Raw genomic sequence first — 16,828 nt, forward strand, 5'->3', positions numbered from 1 at the left:
TCGCCTTGACCCGTCCGGTACGCCTCCGATATCGCGAGGGCGCTCAAGGTCAGGCGAGAGAAAGCGGACATGGTTCAGACACTGCAATCGATCGGCCGCCTCGGCGAGCTGTCCGGCCGCTACGGCGCCGTCTTCTGCGATGTCTGGGGCGTCGTGCACGATGGGGAGGCCAAGAACCCGCCCGCCGAGGAGGCGCTGATCGAAGCACGCCGAGGGGGCGCGCATGTGGTGCTTCTCACCAATTCGCCCCGGCCGGCCGAGGGCGTTCGCGAACAGCTCGACGCGCTCGGCGTCTCGCGCGAGGCCTATGACGCGATCGTCACCTCGGGCGACGCCACGCGCGCGCTGATCTCGGCCGGTTCGCGGCGCGTCTTCCATATCGGCACGCCGCGCAACGAGGACCTGTTCGAGGGGCTGCATCTCGATCTCCTGCCGCCGGAAGAGGCCGACCTCGTGGTGGCGACGGGCCTGTTCGACGACGAGCGCGAAACGCCGGAGGACTACGCCCCGCTGCTGGACCGGCTGGCGGCCCGCAATCTGCCGATGATCTGCGCCAATCCCGACATCGTCGTTCATCGCGGCGAGCGGCTGATCTATTGCGCGGGCGCGGTGGCCAGGAGCTATGCCGAGCGCGGGCAGATCGTGCATCTCGCCGGCAAACCGCATCCGCCGATCTACGACGTCGCTCGCTCGCTCCTGCCCAAGGAGGACGCCGCGATCCTGTGCATCGGCGACGGGATGTTCACGGACGTGAAGGGCGCGAACACCTTGGGCGCCGACTGCCTCTTCATCTCGGACGGCATCCACCGCGAGGAATTGGCCGAGGCGGGCGGCGACCCGGCGCGGCTTGGGTCAGCGCTCGAAGCGCGGGGCCTCAAGGCCCGCTTCGTCCAGCCGTTCCTGCGCTGACATGCGGGCGGGTTCGCGAGCCATCCAGCGCATCGGGGCCGCAAGCGCCCTGCCGGCGAACCTGCGCGGCGGCGTGGTGGCGATCGGCAATTTCGACGGCGTGCATCGCGGCCATCAGGCGGTGATCGACACCGCGCGCGCCGTCGCGGAACGGGAAGGGCGCCCGCTCCTATGCCTCACCTTCGAGCCGCATCCGCGCAGCGTGTTCCGCCCGCAGGCGCCGGTGGCGCGGCTGACGCCGGCCTCGATGAAGGCGCGCCTGCTCGGCGCGCTCGGCGTCAAGGCCGTGGTGGAGCAGCCCTTCGATCTCGAATACGCCGCGCACCCCGCCGAAATCTTCGTGGAGGAAACGCTGCTGCGCGATCTCGGCGCCGCCCATGTCGTGGTCGGCTTCGACTTCCGCTTCGGCGCCCGGCGCCAGGGCGACCTGCCCTTCCTTGCGGAGGCTGGCGCGCGGCTCGGCTTCGGCGTCACCGCAGTCGAGGCCTTCGCCGACGAGGGCGCGCTGGTGGTCTCCTCCTCGCGCATCCGCGAGGACCTGATGAACGGCGACGTGGCGGCCGCCGCCGGCCTTCTCGGCTATCGCTGGACCTTCGAGGGCGTGGTCGGGCATGGCGCCAAGCTCGGCCGCACGCTCGGTTATCCCACGGCCAACATGATGCTGGGCGAGGACGGCGTTCTTGCGCACGGCATCTACGCCGTGCGCCTGCGCCGCGCGGACGGCGCGCTGCATGACGGCGTGGCGAGCTTCGGCCGCCGCCCGACCTTCGACAATGGCGCGGCCCTGTTCGAGACTTATCTCTTCGACTTCTCCGGCGATCTCTATGGCGAGGCGGCCAGCGTCTCGCTTTTCGGCTTCCTGCGCGGCGAGGAGCGTTTCGAAAGCGTCGAGGCGCTGGTGGAGCGGATGAACCGGGACGCGGAGGAGGCAAGGGCGCTTCTGTCGGGCGTCGGCCCCCTGTCGGAGCTGGACGCCGCGATCGCTTTCTAGATCGGGCTTTATCTCAAACGGCGCGATTGATAGAGAGGGCGAATGAGGAACACGACCGCCCGTCTTTGCCAGCGAATTAGACGCCCGGCTTGCGCTGCCCGCTGAGCGAAGCGGGGGCGGAGGCCGGGATGCGCCTGCACGGCCCGCCCTAGGGCTCGAAATTTAAAGACGTTCCTCGTTGAGACATGCCTTTCCGGGCGCCGTTCGCCCGATGCAGGCCCGTTCGAAAGCGGACCCATGACCGACACATCAGACTATTCCAAGACGCTCTTCCTGCCCGAGACCGACTTTCCCATGCGCGCCGGCCTGCCGGAGGCGGAGCCGCGCTGGCTCAAGCGATGGGACGAGATGGATCTCTACGCGACGCTGCGGCGCGAATCCGCCGGCCGGCCGAAATACGTCCTCCACGACGGTCCCCCCTATGCCAATGGCCATCTCCATATCGGCCATGCGCTGAACAAGGTGCTGAAGGACGCGATCACCCGCTCGTTCCAGATGCGCGGCTACGATTCCAACTACGTGCCGGGTTGGGACTGCCACGGCCTGCCGATCGAGTGGAAGATCGAGGAAGAGAACTACCGCGCCAAGGGCAAGCCCAAGCCCGACCTTCTGGACTCGGCCGCCATGCTTGCCTTCCGCCGCGAGTGCCGCGCCTATGCCGAGCATTGGGTCGGCGTGCAGTCCGGCGAGTTCCGCCGGTTGGGCGTCGAGGGGGATTTCAAGAACCCCTATCTCACCATGAAGTTCGAGTCCGAATCGGTGATCGCCGGCGAGCTCCTGAAGTTCGCCATGTCCGGTCAGCTGTATCGCGGCTCCAAGCCCATCATGTGGTCCGTGGTCGAGAAGACGGCGCTGGCCGAGGCCGAGGTCGAGTATCACGACCACGAGTCCGACACGATCTGGGTGAAGTTCCCCGTGCGCCCGGCCACCGGCGGCTTCGCGCCGGCCTTCAAGGGCGGCATGTCGGGGTTTCCCAAGGCCGGCCAGCCCGACCTCGGCCCGCTCGACGGCGCCAGCGTGGTGATCTGGACCACCACGCCCTGGACCATCCCCGGCAACCGCGCGGTCGCCTATTCCACCCGCGTCGCCTACGGGCTCTACGAGGTGACGGCCGAAGACGACGCCGAGAATCCACGCTGGGCCCGCCATGGCGAGCGGCTGGTTCTGGCCGACGCGCTGGCCGCTGATGCGTTCGCCAAGGCGCGCGTGCCCGACGGCGGCTTCCGCCGGCTGCGGGACGTCTCGGCCGCCGATCTCGCCAGCCTCGTCTGCGACCATCCGCTGAAGGGCCTCGGCGGCGGCTACGGCTTCGCCGTGCCGCTTCTGGCCGGCGACCATGTGACCGACGACGCCGGCACGGGCTTCGTCCACACCGCGCCCAGCCACGGCCGCGAGGATTTCGACGTGTGGATGGCCTCGCGTCGCGATCTGGAAGCGCGCGGCATCGACGCCGCCATCCCCTTCACGGTGGATGACGACGGCTTCTACACCAAAGACGTGCCGGGCTTCGGGCCGGACGCCGAGGGCGGGCCGGCGCGCGTGCTCGACGACAAGGGCAAGAAGGGCGACGCCAACAAGCGCGTGATCGACGCACTGGTGGCGGCCGGCCATCTCCTGGCGCGCGGGCGACTGAAGCATTCCTACCCGCATTCCTGGCGCTCCAAGAAGCCGGTGATCTTCCGCAACACGCCGCAATGGTTCGTCCATATGGACAAGGACCTGAAGGGCTATGGGACGCAGACCCCCGCGCCGGGCCAGGACACGCTGCGTGAGCGTGCCTTGAAAGCGATCGCCGACACGCGCTTCGTGCCGGCCGCCGGGCAGAACCGGCTCCACGCCATGATCGCCGACCGGCCGGATTGGGTCCTGTCGCGGCAGCGCGCCTGGGGCGTGCCGATCTGCGTCTTCGCCGACGAGAACGGCGAAGTCCTGAAGGACGAGGCGGTGAACGCGCGCATCCTCGCCGCCTTCGAGCGGGAAGGGGCGGACGCCTGGTTCGCGGAAGGCGCCAAGGAGCGCTTCCTCGGCAACGAGCATGACGGCGAGAAGTGGACCATGGTCCGTGACATCCTCGACGTCTGGTTCGATTCGGGCAGCACCCACGCCTTCTGTCTGGAAAAGCGCCCCGACCTGAAATGGCCGGCCGACCTTTATCTCGAGGGCTCGGACCAGCATCGCGGCTGGTTCCACTCCTCGCTCCTCGAAGCCTGCGGCACGCGCGGCCGCGCGCCCTACGACGCGGTGCTGACGCACGGCTTCGTCATGGACGAGGAAGGGCGCAAGATGTCGAAGTCGCTCGGCAACGTGGTGACCCCGCAGGAGGTCATCCAGCAGTCGGGCGCCGACATCCTGCGGCTCTGGGTCGTCTCTTCCGATTATTCGGAGGACCTGCGCCTCGGGAAGACGATCCTCCAGACCAATATCGACAGCTATCGCAAGCTGCGAAACACGATCCGCTGGATGCTCGGCACGCTCGCCCACGACACGGGCGAGGACGTCGCCCCGGCCGACATGCCGGAGCTGGAGCGCCTGATGCTCCATCGCCTCGCCGAGATCGAGGAGGTGGTGCTGCGCGCCTACGATGCGTTCGACTTCAAGCGCATCGCCCGGACGCTGTCGGACTTCATGGTGGTGGAGCTGTCGGCTTTCTACTTCGACATCCGCAAGGACGCGCTCTACTGCGACGCGCCGTCCTCCACCCGGCGCAAGGCCGCGCTCCAGGTCGTTCGCATCCTGTTCGACCAGCTGGTGACGTGGCTGGCGCCGCTCCTACCCTTCACCATGGAAGAGGCCTGGCTGTCGCGCCACCCGGAGGCCCGTTCGGTGCATCTGGAGCAGTTCCGCGCCTGCGACCCGGCCTGGCGCGATCAGGCCCTGGCCGAGCGCTGGGCGAAGATCCGCCGCGTGCGCCGCGTCGTCACCGGCGCCTTGGAGGAGGAGCGCCGCGCCAAGCGCATCGGCTCCTCGCTGGAGGCGGCGCCCGTGGTGCATGTCGAGGACGAGAGCCTGCGCGCGCTGCTCGGCGCCGTCGACTTCGCCGAGATCGCGATCACCAGCGATCTCTCGCTTTCGGGCGAGCCGGCGCCGGACGGCGCCTTCCGCCTCGCCGACACGCCGGGAATCGCGGTCGTGCCGGCGCGGGCCGAGGGGCGCAAGTGCCAGCGCTCGTGGAAGATCTCGCCGCTCGTCGGCACGGACCCGGACTTCCCGGACGTGACGCCGCGCGACGCGGACGCCCTGCGCGAGCTGGGGCTTCGCCGCGACGCGGCCTGACGCGGGGTCGGTACGCCCTCGAACTCGGGACGTGAGGTGGCGGGAAAGCCCGGTGCGTTTCGTTCCGAGTTCTTAACCTTTCTGGACGGGGAAGCGGCTTTCAGCTAAAGCCGCTTCTCAAAATCGCCGGATTGTCGTGGGATCGCGCGAGATAAGGTCTCGTTGCCGTTTGTCCAGCGCGGGCGGTTTCGAGCGTGAGGGGAAGAATCCAGCATGAACTCTGCAACGGCCCGCCTGCGGGTTCTCGCTCTTCTCGCCGGCGCCTGTGCGCTATCTGGCTGCGTCGGGCCGACCTATGGCACCGGCGTCAGCCAGGGCCAGCAGTTTCTGAACGATCTGGACAATGCCGTGACGCTCGGCTCCTCCAAGCCGCGCGTCGATTATTCGCCGCGCGCCGAGCTGGTGAAGCCGAAGGCGATCGGCGCCCTGCCGGCGCCGCGCGACACCGTGGCTGATCCCAACCTGCCCGAATCGCCCGAGGCGCGCCGCGGCCGGCTCCAGGCCGCCGCGCCCAATCGCGACGGCGTCCTGCCGGTCGGCTTCATGACGGCCGAGAAGGAAGGCATGGAGGTCGAGGCCCCCGCCAGCTTCAAGCGCCAGCAGGACGAGGACAACAGCTGGATCGACCCGCGCTCCATGGCCGGCCAGCGCGTGGCCGCGCAGGAAAAGAGGAAGGTCGGCGCGCAGGGAAGCCCCGACCAGCGCCGCTACCTCTCAGAGCCGCCGCTCGCCTATCGCCAGCCCGCCGCCACGGCGCCGGTCGGCGTGCCGGGCGACGACGAGGAGGTGAAGGAGCGCCGCCTCAAGGGCACCACCTCGGTGGGCTCCAAGCTCAAGAGCCTCTGGCCCTTCTGATCGGCCAGCGCCGGGCCTTCTTAGCGCTTGGCGCGAAAGAAATCGCGAAGAAGATCGGCGGACTCCCGTTCGCCGATCCCGGAATAGACCTCCGGCGCATGGTGGCAGGTCGGCTGCGCGTAGAAGCGCGGCCCGCTCTCCACCGCTCCGCCCTTCGGGTCGGACGCGCCGAAGTAGAGCCGCCGGATGCGGGCGAAGGAAATCGCCGCCGCGCACATGGCGCAGGGCTCCAGCGTCACATACAGATCGAAGCCGGGCAGGCGTTCTTCGCCCACGGCCTCGCAGGCGCGGCGGATCGCCAGAATTTCCGCATGGGCGGTCGGATCGCGCCGGGCTCGGGTTTCATTCCCGGCGCGGGCGATGATTCGATCCTCGAACACGATCACGGCGCCGACGGGCGTCTCGTCCCGGCCGGCGGCCAGACGGGCCTCGATCACGGCTTCTTCCATGGAACTCAAGCGAGACACGCGGTTTCCCTCGTTTCGACGACGGGTTTTTGATATGCGTCGCGCGAAACAAGGCATAGCGAAAAGATGAGCGACGACACGGACGGCCGTTCGGGCGGCAAAGGCAAGGGTGGTTCCACGCGCGGCGGGGGCGGCAAGAGCGGCCCTCGGGGCGCACGGCCAGCCTCGGGCGGGGCGGGCGAAAAGCGCGCGCCGCGCGGCGACAAGCCATTCGGCGCGGCGGCCAAGGGCGCGCGGGGCGACCGCCCCGCCCGCGCCAAGCCGGAAGGCGCGAGCGGCGAGAGCCGCGCGCCGCGGGCCCGGACGGAAGGCGCTGAGCGCAGCGCATCGCGCGGCGACAAGCCGTTCCGCGCCCGCACGGAGCGCCCCGAAGGCGGCGAGCGCACGTTCCGCCCGCGCACCGAGGGCGGCGAGAGCCGCGCGCCCCGTGCCCGGCCGGATGGCGAGCGCGCCGCGCCGCGTGGCGACAAGCCGTTCCGCGCCCGCACGGAGCGTTCCGAAGGCGGCGAGCGCACGTTCCGTCCGCGCACCGAAACCGGCGAGGGCCGTCCGTTCCGTGCCCGGACTGAGGGCGAGCGTGGCGCGCCGCGTGGCGACAAGCCGTTCCGTCCCCGTGCCGAGCGCTCCGAAGGTGGCGAGCGGACCTTCCGCCCGCGCGAAGGGGGCAAGCCGGGTGGCCGTCCGAAGCGCGATGCGGGCGAGGGCGGCGAGAAGAGCTTCGTTCCCCGCTCGCGCGGCATGTACAGCCATGGCGGCGCGCGAACCACGGAAGACGGCAAGACCGAGAAGCCGCGCTCCTACGGCCGCCTATCGCATGGCGCGACCGGCGAGCGTAAGCCGCGCGCCGTGCAGGGCGAGGACCGGGGCGGGGATCGCCCGCGCCGCTCCGAGGACCGTCCGTCTCGGGCCGCCAGCCCGCGCGTTGTGGGCGCCGCCGGCGACGACCGGATGCGGATCGCCAAGCGGCTGGCCCGCGCCGGCATCGCCTCGCGGCGCGACGCGGAAGGCATGATCGCGGACGGCCGCGTGACACTGAACGGCAAGCGGCTGGATTCGCCGGCCGTCGACGTCAAGATGACCGACCAGATCGAGATCGACGGCCGTCCGCTGCCGGCGATCGAGCGCACGCGCCTGTGGATGTTCCACAAGCCGGCCGGGCTGGTCACCACGAACCGCGACCCGGAAGGGCGCCCGACCGTGTTCGACCGCCTGCCGCAGGACATGCCGCGCGTGCTCACCATCGGCCGGCTCGACATCAACACCGAAGGCCTCCTGCTTCTCACCAACGATGGCGGCCTCGCCCGCACGCTGGAACTGCCGGCCACCGGCTGGATGCGGCGCTACCGCGTGCGCGCCCATGGCGACATCGACCAGGCCAAGCTGGACGATCTGCGCAACGGCGTGGCGGTGGACGGCGTGTTCTACGGCGCGATCGAGGCGACGCTGGACCGCAAGCAGGGCTCCAATGTCTGGCTGACGCTGGGCCTGCGCGAGGGCAAGAACCGCGAGGTCAAGCGCGTGCTCGGCCATCTCGGCCTCGACGTGAACCGGCTGATCCGCCTCAGCTTCGGCCCGTTCCAGCTCGGCGAGCTGGAAGAGGGCGCGGTGCAGGAGATCAACGGCCGCACGCTGCGCGAGCAACTCGGGCCGACGCTGATCGAGGAGTCGGGCGCCGATTTCGACGCGCCGATCGTCACGCCCTTCTCCAACAAGCCCGTGCTGGCTGGCCGCCGGCAGCAGGCCGACACCGCGCCGGAAACCGAGGAAAAGCCCCAGCGCGCCGGCCGCGAGTGGATCTCGGCCTCCGACGTCACGCCCAACCGCAAGAAGTTCGGCGCCGCCAAGCGCGAGGACGCGCTCTCGCGCATGGACACCAAGGCCCCGCGCGGCCCCCGCACGGGCCGTGACGGCGATGGCGACCGCTCGGCGCGTCCCTTCCGAGCCCGCGAGGGCAATGATCGCGGCGGCGATCGCGAGCGCAAGCCGTTCCGCCCACGCTCCGACGAGGGCGGCGAGAGCGGCGAGCGTCCGGCCCGCCGGCCGAGCGCGCCGGTTGCCGCCAAGCGCTCGTCCAATGTCTGGATGGCGCCCGGCGCCCGCGCCATGGGCGAGAAGAAGAAGCGCGAGCGCGAGGAGCGCTTGGTCGAGCGCGACGCCAAGCCCCGCACCTTCCGCCCGCGTGCGGAAGGCGGAAGCGATCGCCCGCGCGGCGAGCGGCCTTTTGGCGGTGAGCGCGCGGGCGCCGGTCGCCCCAGTGGTGATCGTCCCGGCGGCGATCGTCCGCGCACGCCCCGTCCGGCCGGCGGCTCACGCCCCGGCGGCAGCGATCGTCCGCGTGGGCCGCGCCCGGGCGGCGCCGGTGGACGGCCGCCGCGCGGCGATCGGTCCTAATCCCGCATGGCCATGCGGATCGTCGCGGGCGCCCTGAAGGGGCGTCCGCTGGCCACGCCAAAGGGGGAGGGCATCCGCCCGACCTCGGAGCGCCATCGCGGCGCCCTGTTCGACATTCTCCAGCATGGGTTCGGCTTTCGCTTCGACGGCGGCCGGGTGCTCGATCTCTTCGCCGGCACGGGCGCGCTCGGGCTGGAAGCGCTCTCGCGCGGCTGTCGCTTCGGCACGTTCGTCGAGGAAAGCGCGGAAGGGCGCGGGCTCATCCGCACCAATGTCGAGAGCTTCGGCCTCGGCGGCTGCACCAAGATTCTGCGGCGCGATGCGACGAAGCTGGGGCCGGCGGGCACGATCGAGCCCTTCGACCTCGTGCTGCTCGACCCGCCCTACGGCAAGCGGCTCGGCGAGGCGGCCCTGGCCGGTGCGCTCGTCGGCGGCTGGCTGAAGCCCGACGCGCTGGTGGTGCTGGAAGAGGCTCTGAATGCGCCCTTCGAGCCGGTGAGCGGCCTCGAGATCGAGGACGAGCGCACGATGGGCGAAACGCGGCTGCGCTTCCTGCGACTCGCTGTCGCTTGAGGCTTGCCGGGAAGTCTGTGTTCGGACTGGTGACGAGGCTCTTTCGCAATCGGCAAGGTGTCCACATTGGGCAATGCGCAGGCGCATCGATAGCCATTCAACCGGACGGTCGCGGGTCTTCCGCGCCCGTGCTGCTCGGCTTGCCCTCGGTTGATGGTGCAAAACGCCGTCCGACCAATGCCGGCGAGGCGCGCAACCGGCTCCCGAAAGCGGCGTGACAGCGCTTTGGCCCGTCGCGCCGGCCCTTACAAAAACGTAATTGGTGCCTTTTGCTGCCACAAGGCATACCGGCGGCTTGACCGACGAAGCCCCGAACGCGAGGAACAGCCCTTTCATGACGTCTCCTCTTCGCCGCTTGCGCGCGTCCTGCCTTGCCGCACTTCTGGCCGGCTCCATGCTGACGCCCGCTTTTGCGCAGACTCCGGCGCCGCAGCCCGGCGCTCCCGCCGCCTCTGCTCAGACCGGAGCGGCCGCCGAGGCCGAGGCCAAGCGGCCGAAGATCGAGAGCTTCACGCTGGCGAACGGGCTGCAGGTCGTGGTGCTGCCCGACCACCGCGCGCCGATCGCTACGCAGATGATCTGGTACAAGGTCGGCTCGGCCGACGAGACGCCCGGCGTCAGCGGCATCGCCCACTTCCTCGAACATCTCATGTTCAAGGGCACGAAGACGCATAAGGAGGGCGAGTTCTCCAACGCCGTGTCCGCCATCGGCGGCGAGGAGAACGCCTTCACCTCCTACGACTACACCGCCTATTACCAGCAGGTGCCGGTCGAGGCGCTGCGCGATATGATGGGGTTCGAAGCCGACCGGATGGAGAATCTCGTCCTGACCGACGAGGTGGTTCTGCCCGAGCGCGACGTGATCCTGGAGGAGCGCCGCATGCGGATCGACAACGATCCCGGCGCGCAGCTGTCCGAGGCGGTGGACGCCGCCCTGTTCCAGAATTCACATTACGGCATCCCGGTGATCGGCTGGCGCCACGAGATGGAGAAGCTCTCGCGCGACGACGCGATCGCCTTCTACAATCGCTACTACACGCCCAACAACGCCACGCTCCTGATCGCCGGCGACGTGACGCTGGATCAGGTGCGCGCCATGGCGGAGGAGACCTTCGGCAAGGTCAAGCGCCGCGCCGAGCCGGGCGAGCGCGACCGGCCGCAGGAGCCCGAGCCCCGCGCCACCCGCACCGTTTCCCTGTCGGACCCGCGCGTGACGCAGCCGAGCGTCCAGACCACCTATCTCGCCCCGTCCGAGAACACGGCCAAGCCCGGCGAGGCCGAGTCGCTCGATCTTCTCGCCGACATTCTGGGCGGGGGCGCCACGAGCCGGCTCTACCGCGCGCTCGTGGTGGAGCAGGGCATCGCGGCCGGCACCGGCGCCTATTACCAGGGCACGGCGCTGGATGACGGCCAATTCATGACCTATGGCACGCCGCGCGGCGAGGCGACGCTGGAGCAGGTGGAGAAGGCCGTCGACGCCGAGGTCGAGAAGCTGGTGAAGGACGGCGTGACGCCGGCCGAGCTGGAATCGGCCAAGAACCGCGTGCGCAAGGCGCTGATCTACCAGCGCGACAATCAGACCTCCATGGCGCGCCGCTACGGCGCGGCGCTCTCCACTGGGCAGACGATCGCCGAGATCGAAAGCTGGCCGGCCCGGATCGAGGCCGTCACGGTAGACCAGGTGAACGCCGCCGCCCGCGCTTACCTCCAGAAGAAGCGCTCCGTCACCGGCACGCTTCTGCCGGCCACGGCCGAAAGCAGCGCCGAGGCCAAGGCGCCGGAGGGCTCGCCTGCCGCCGCCGGCGCGGTGGACCCGACCGCCGGCGCGCCGGTGCCCGGCGACACCCGCTCCTGATCGACCGCAGAGGGACCTTTTCCATGAACGCCTTCACCGCGCCTCTGCGCCGCGCCGCCTGCCTTCTCGGCCTCACCGCCGCCGGCTTCTTGACCGTCCTCAACGCCGCCGAGGCGGTGGAGATCAAGGAAGTCACGAGCCCGGGGGGCATCCACGCCCTTCTGGTCGAGGACTACACCAACCCGCTAATCGCCATGCGCTTCGCCTTCAAGGGCGCGGGCTCGACGCAGGACGCGCCCGGCAAGGAGGGCACGGCCAATCTCCTGTCCGGCCTCCTGGACGAGGGCGCCGGCGACATCAAGAGCCAGGATTTTCAGGGCAAGCTGGACGAACTCGGCGTCGCTCTCTCCTATGACGCGGGCTTCGACAATTTCTCCGGCAATTTCCGCACCATCGTCGAGAACGAGGACGAGGCCTTCCGCCTCCTGAAGCTCTCGCTGAACGAGCCGCGCTTCGACGAGGAGCCGGTGGCGCGCATCCGGGGCCAGATCGCGGCCAATATTCGCGCCAACGAGCAGGACCCCGGCACGCTCGCCTCGCGCGCCTTCCGCCGCACCGTGTTTCCCGACCATGCCTATTCCCGGCCGCTGGAGGGCACGCAGGAGACGCTGGCCAGCGTGACGGCGGACGATCTCAAGTCGTTCCGCGCCACGCATTTCGGGCGTGACAATCTGGTGGTCGGCGTCGTCGGCGCGATCAGCCCCGAGACGCTGAAGCGGCGGCTGGACGAGACCTTCGGCCCCTTGCGCCAGACCGCCGAGCTGAAACCCGTTCCCGACATCCGTCCGGTGACGGGCAAGAGCGAGACGGTGACGCTCGACGTTCCGCAGACGCAGATCCAGTTCGCGCTGCCGGGCGTTCAGCGCAAGGACCCCGACTTCTTCGCCGCCTATCTCGTGAACCATGTCCTGGGCGGGGGCACTTTCTCTTCGCGCCTCTACCAGGAAATCCGCGAGAAGCGGGGCCTCGCCTATGGCGTCGGCACCGGGCTTTCCAGCTTCGACCATGCCGCCATGCTGGCGGGCTCGACCGCGACACGCGCCGACAAGGCGAGCGAGAGCATCGCCATCATCCGCACCGAGCTGAAGCGCATGGCCGAGAACGGCCCGACCGAGGACGAGCTTGCCAAGGCCAAGGCCTTCGTGAAGGGCTCCTACGCCGTGCAGAACCTGTCGTCTTCTCTCTCCATCGCCTCGACCCTCGTCGGCATCCAGCTAGAAGACCTCGGCGTCGACTACATCGACAAGCGCCAGGGCCTGATCGACGCGGTGACGATGGACGACACCAAGCGCGTCGCCAAGGAATTGCTCGCCACCGACCCGACGATCGTCACCGTCGGCCCGGCCGGAAGCTGATCGCGCCGGCGAGGCGTCGAAAGACCTTGGCGAAACCCGGTCGGCGATCCATTTTCGGGGCGCCGACTAGAGCAATTCCGGTGAATAAGGATTCACCGAAATTGCTCTAGGTCTTTGACTTCGTCGCATTATCCAACGGCAAAGCGCATCCGCTTTGCCGTTGGATAATGCTCTAGCGCCAGCCGACAGGTCCCATGAGCCAACTTCCCGCATCCCCTGTTTCCGCCGCCCTGCCGCGCCTCGGCTTGGCGCTTGGCGGGGGCGGGGCGCGGGGGATCGCGCATATCCATGTCCTGCGGGCGCTGGACGAACTGGGCCTGCGCCCCGCCCATATCGCCGGCACCTCGATCGGCGCGTTGATCGGCGCGGCCTATTCCGCCGGGCTGACCGGCATCGAGATCGAGGATCATGTCCTCCAGTCTCTCGCCCATCGCCGCCTCGTGGTCGGCAAGCTCTGGCGCACGCGGCCGGCGAGCCTCGGCGAGTTCCTGGCCGATGGCGGCTTCCGTTTCGGCCAGCTCAATGCCGAAAAGGTCGTGGCCGCGTTCCTGCCGGAGATCGTCCCCAAGACCTTCGAAGAACTGCGCATTCCGCTGACCGTCATGGCGACGAGCTTCTTTGCCGGCGGCGAGCGGCCGCTGCGTACGGGCGATCTGCCGAGCGCGGTCGGTGCCTCTGTCGCGCTTCCCGCCGTGTTTCGCCCGGTGCGGCGCGACGAAGAGGTGCTGATCGACGGCGGCATCAGCAACCCGCTGCCCTTCGACGTGGTGGCGGAGGAGACCGACTTCGTCGTCGCCTGCGACGTGACGGGCGGGCCGGTCGATTCGGGCTCGCTCATGCCTTCGCCCATGGAGGCCATGTTCGGCGCCTCGCAGCTGATGATGCACGCCATCATCCGCGCCAAGCTCGGCTGCATCGCGCCGGACGTTCTGATCCAGCCGGAGGTCTCAACCTACAAGGTTCTCGATTTCATGCGCGCGCGCGTCATCATCGAGGAAACCGCCGCCCTGCGCGAAGAGACCAAGCGCCGCGTCGGCGAGGCCTTGGAAGCGCGTCTGCGGCTGGCGGGCTAACGCTTCAGGTCGGTAGGTTTTTGCATTGCCCGACGGCGAAGCGCGGCCGATTTACCTGGCAGGCTTCAGCGCGTCGCGGTCTCTTCCAGAAACCGCATCAGCGCACTTTCCGCCTTGGTCAGCCCTTCGCGGCAGCGGCCCTTCAGAAGGTCGGAGGGCAGGCGATCGGTTTCGAAGGCCGAGACGATCTCGGGATGGACGTAGGACGCCCGTGCCACGGCCGGCGTGTTGCGCAGCATCTCGCTCACCGCCTTCATCGCCTTGCCGATGACGCGCCGTCGCTTGGCGTCGGTGTCGGCATCAGTCGGCGTCACCTCTTCCACCAAAAAGCGCAGCGCCTCGGCTGAGCCGTGGAAGGTGCGGAAGTCCTTGGCCGAAATCTTGGCGTGGGCCGCGTCCTTGAGATAGTCGTTGAGAAGCGTCGCGGTCAGGTCGCGGGGTTTGGCGTCTTCGCCGCGAAAGCGGAACAGGCGCTTGCCCTTCTGGGCGCGCATCTTTTCCAGCGAGCGAACCAGCGATCGATCCTCGATCTCCACGACGTTGAGCTTGCTGGACTTGCCGACGAAGCGCAGCGTGGCGCGGCTCTTCTTGACGGTCAGATTGCCCTTGCGCAGCGAGGCGACGCCGCGCCCGCCATCCTCGGCATATTTTTCGTGCCCTGGCCGCATGGCGGACACGTCGATCAGGCGGGCGGCGACGGCCGAGGTGGTCTGCCGGTCCAGCGCGCGGCGGCGCAGGTCCTTGCCGATGCGCCGACGCAGCTTCGGCAAGGCGCGGCCGAAGCGCAGCAGGCGTTCGGTCTTCACCGCGTTTCGCACGCTGACCCACGAGTCGTGGTAGCGATACTGGATGCGGCCCTTCTCGTCGCGCCCGACGGCCTGGATATGGCCGTTCTCCTCGACGCAGATCCGGACGTCCGTCCAGGCAGGCGGAATCACCAGCGCCTTGATCCGCGCCTTCAGGCGCTTGTCGGTGATCTTCTCGCCGGTCGAGAAGCAAACGCGGTTTCCACGCCCATGCTTGTGCTGCTCGATCTCGAACGCGGCGGGATCGACCATGACGAGGCCGATGCGATCGGCGTGAAACTGAAGGCGTTTGTTCATCAAAGCAGCGGGGGCCAGCGGCGAAAAGGTCAGACCTAAACTCCGCCGCCGGCTCCCAGTTCCGTGGGCGCTCAAGCCGGCGGGGCGGCCTCGCTCGGCTGCCGATCGGCGGCCTCCTGCAGATGGCGCGGGGGCGCGCCGCGCGGCTGGCGCACGGCGCCGTCGGCCCGGCGCGGGCGGGTGAGGGGCTCGGGCGAAACGCGCGAGGGGGCGAGCACGCTGCCGCCACCGACGCCCGCGCCGCGCGCCTGCTGGAGCGCCAGCCGCTCGGCGTCGCGCCGGCGCACGTCGTCCACGATCTCCTCGATGCGCTCGGGCTCGAAGCCCAGCTCGCGCAGCGTCTCGCCGCCGAAGCGCAGCGCCGATTCCAGCGTTTCGCGCAGCTCGAAGGCGACGCCCCGCTCGCGCAGCGACAGCGAATGGTTTCGATCGTAGGAGCGCACGAAAAGCCGCGTCTCGGGAAATTCCGAGCGGATCAGATCAACCACGCCATTGGTGATCTCCGGCTTGTTGGTGCAGACCAGGACGACCTTGGCCTGCCTGATGCCGGCGGCGGCCAGCACGTCGCGCCGCAGGCCCGAGCCGAAATAGATGCGGAAACCGAACCGCCCGGCCGACTTGATGCGCTCGGCCGAGGAGTCGAGGATCGTCATGTCGTAGCCGCTGGAAAGCAGAACCTGCGCCGCCATCTGGCCGAAGCGCGAGAAGCCGATCATCAGGATGTCGGCGCCGGCACCGGCGAAATCCTCTTCCAGTTCCTCCAGCTCGGCATCCTCGCCCGACAGGCGGCGGCCGAGATAGGCGGTGAGCGGCGTTAGCGCCATGGACAGCGTGACGACGGAGACGAGGAGCGAGCCGATCTGCCCGTCGAAGATCGCGGCCGAGGAGGCGGCCGAGAAGAGCACGAAGGCGAACTCGCCGCCCTGCGGCAGGATCAGCGCCGTGCGCAGCGCCGTCTGCCGGCTTTCGCCGAACAGAAGGCAGAGCGGGAAGAGGACGGCGGCCTTCACCAGCATCAAGGCGGGGGCGGCGAGCAGAATGATCCACCAATTATCGGCGATCACCGTGATGTCGAGCGACAGGCCGACGGCGATGAAGAACAGGCCGAGCAGCAGGCCGCGGAACGGGTCGATATTGGCTTCCAGCTCGTGCCGGTAGTTGGATTCGGCCAGCAGCACGCCGGCGATGAAGGCGCCCATGGCCATGGAGAAGCCGGCCAGCGCCATGAGCAGCGCCGAGGCCAGCACCACGAAGAGCGCCGCGCCGATCATCACCTCTCGCGCGCCTGAATTGGCGAGAATTCGAAACAGCGGGTTGATGAGATAGCGGCCCGACAGGACCAGCGCGCCGAGCGCGGCGAAGCTCATTCCCACGGCCCGCACGTCGATTCCCGCGTCGCCCCCGCCCGGCGCGAGGATCGGCAGCGCCGCCAGAAGCGGCACGATGGCGAGGTCCTGGAACAGGAGAACCGAGAAGGAGGTCTGGCCGAAGCGCGTGTTGAGCTCGCCCGCCTCCTCCAGAAGCTGCAGTGCGAAGGCGGTGGAGGAAAGGGCGAAGCCGAAGCCGATGACACAGGCCGCGCGCCAGCCGAGCGGCAGGAAGGCGAGGGCGGCGGTGAGCGCCGCGCCCGTCAGGAGAACCTGCGCGAGGCCGAGGCCGAAGATCTGCCGACGCAGCGACCAGAGACGCGAGGGCTTGAGTTCCAGGCCGATGATGAACAAAAGGAAGACGACGCCGAGTTCGCCGATATGCAGGATCTCGTTCTGGCCGCTTTCCACCACGCGGAGCAGCGGCCCGAGCACGATCCCGGCGAAGAGATAGCCGAGAACGGTGCCGAGGCCGATCCGCTTGAACAAGGTGCCGGCCAGAATGCCGCCGCCCAGGATCAGAAGGATTTCCAGAAACAGCGGGACGGTTTGTTCCACGGGGAATCCTCCAGGGCGGTCGGTCAATTCGGCTTGAAGGCAGCGAATGGCATAATAG

The 16,828-nt window shown here is 69.1% G+C and carries 11 protein-coding genes and 1 pseudogene; 9 read left to right on the forward strand and 3 right to left on the reverse strand.

Features of this window, described 5'->3' with window-relative positions; translation table 11 throughout:
• Window positions 1-69 precede the first annotated feature (69 nt).
• The 4 genes from M673_RS06335 to M673_RS06350 all read left to right on the forward strand — a co-directional run bounded on the left by M673_RS06335 (window position 70) and on the right by M673_RS06350 (window position 6,028).
• Entirely contained in the window at window positions 70-909 is an 840-nt protein-coding gene (locus tag M673_RS06335) for a TIGR01459 family HAD-type hydrolase (RefSeq protein WP_061974571.1), read from the forward strand.
• 1 nt (window position 910) lies between these two features.
• The gene (locus tag M673_RS06340) at window positions 911-1,900 is read left to right on the forward strand and encodes a bifunctional riboflavin kinase/FAD synthetase (protein WP_061974573.1); all 990 of its coding nucleotides are present in this window, start codon (window positions 911-913) and stop codon (window positions 1,898-1,900) included.
• Window positions 1,901-2,137: 237 nt separating this feature from the next.
• Window positions 2,138-5,173, forward strand: coding sequence for an isoleucine--tRNA ligase (gene ileS, locus M673_RS06345; protein WP_061974575.1), 3,036 nt, complete (start codon window positions 2,138-2,140; stop codon window positions 5,171-5,173).
• 213 nt (window positions 5,174-5,386) lie between these two features.
• Window positions 5,387-6,028 carry a hypothetical protein gene (locus M673_RS06350; protein WP_061974577.1) on the forward strand — a complete coding sequence of 214 codons (642 nt, stop codon included), beginning with the start codon at window positions 5,387-5,389 and terminating at the stop codon, window positions 6,026-6,028.
• Window positions 6,029-6,048: 20 nt separating this feature from the next.
• On the opposite strand, the gene M673_RS06355 is transcribed toward M673_RS06350, so the two are convergent.
• Window positions 6,049-6,477 carry a nucleoside deaminase gene (locus M673_RS06355; RefSeq protein ID WP_061974579.1) on the reverse strand — a complete coding sequence of 143 codons (429 nt, stop codon included), beginning with the start codon at window positions 6,475-6,477 and terminating at the stop codon, window positions 6,049-6,051.
• Between the two features lie 864 nt (window positions 6,478-7,341).
• On the opposite strand from M673_RS06355, the pseudogene M673_RS24870 reads away from it, so the two are divergent.
• The 5 genes and pseudogenes from M673_RS24870 to M673_RS06380 all read left to right on the forward strand — a co-directional run.
• Window positions 7,342-8,880 (forward strand): annotated as a pseudogene (locus tag M673_RS24870) (pseudouridine synthase); the annotation flags it as partial.
• An 18-nt stretch (window positions 8,881-8,898) separates the two neighbouring features.
• Window positions 8,899-9,459, forward strand: a complete 561-nt coding sequence (rsmD, locus tag M673_RS06365; RefSeq protein WP_061977697.1) for a 16S rRNA (guanine(966)-N(2))-methyltransferase RsmD — start codon at window positions 8,899-8,901, stop codon at window positions 9,457-9,459.
• A 334-nt stretch (window positions 9,460-9,793) separates the two neighbouring features.
• Window positions 9,794-11,314, forward strand: a complete 1,521-nt coding sequence (locus tag M673_RS06370; protein WP_061974581.1) for a M16 family metallopeptidase — start codon at window positions 9,794-9,796, stop codon at window positions 11,312-11,314.
• Between the two features lie 23 nt (window positions 11,315-11,337).
• Complete coding sequence (locus M673_RS06375) at window positions 11,338-12,669, forward strand: M16 family metallopeptidase (protein ID WP_061974583.1); 1,332 nt, start codon at window positions 11,338-11,340, stop codon at window positions 12,667-12,669.
• Between the two features lie 194 nt (window positions 12,670-12,863).
• A complete protein-coding gene (locus M673_RS06380) occupies window positions 12,864-13,742 on the forward strand; it encodes a patatin-like phospholipase family protein (protein WP_061974585.1) in 879 nt (292 codons plus the stop codon).
• Window positions 13,743-13,807: 65 nt separating this feature from the next.
• On the opposite strand, the gene M673_RS06385 is transcribed toward M673_RS06380, so the two are convergent.
• Entirely contained in the window at window positions 13,808-14,845 is a 1,038-nt protein-coding gene (locus tag M673_RS06385) for a DNA topoisomerase IB (protein ID WP_061974587.1), read from the reverse strand.
• A 71-nt stretch (window positions 14,846-14,916) separates the two neighbouring features.
• Window positions 14,917-16,770, reverse strand: a complete 1,854-nt coding sequence (locus tag M673_RS06390; RefSeq protein WP_061974589.1) for a monovalent cation:proton antiporter-2 (CPA2) family protein — start codon at window positions 16,768-16,770, stop codon at window positions 14,917-14,919.
• Between the last annotated feature and the right edge of the window lie 58 nt (window positions 16,771-16,828).

Origin of the sequence: Aureimonas sp. AU20 (genome assembly GCF_001442755.1) — a bacterium.
GTDB lineage: Bacteria > Pseudomonadota > Alphaproteobacteria > Rhizobiales > Rhizobiaceae > Aureimonas.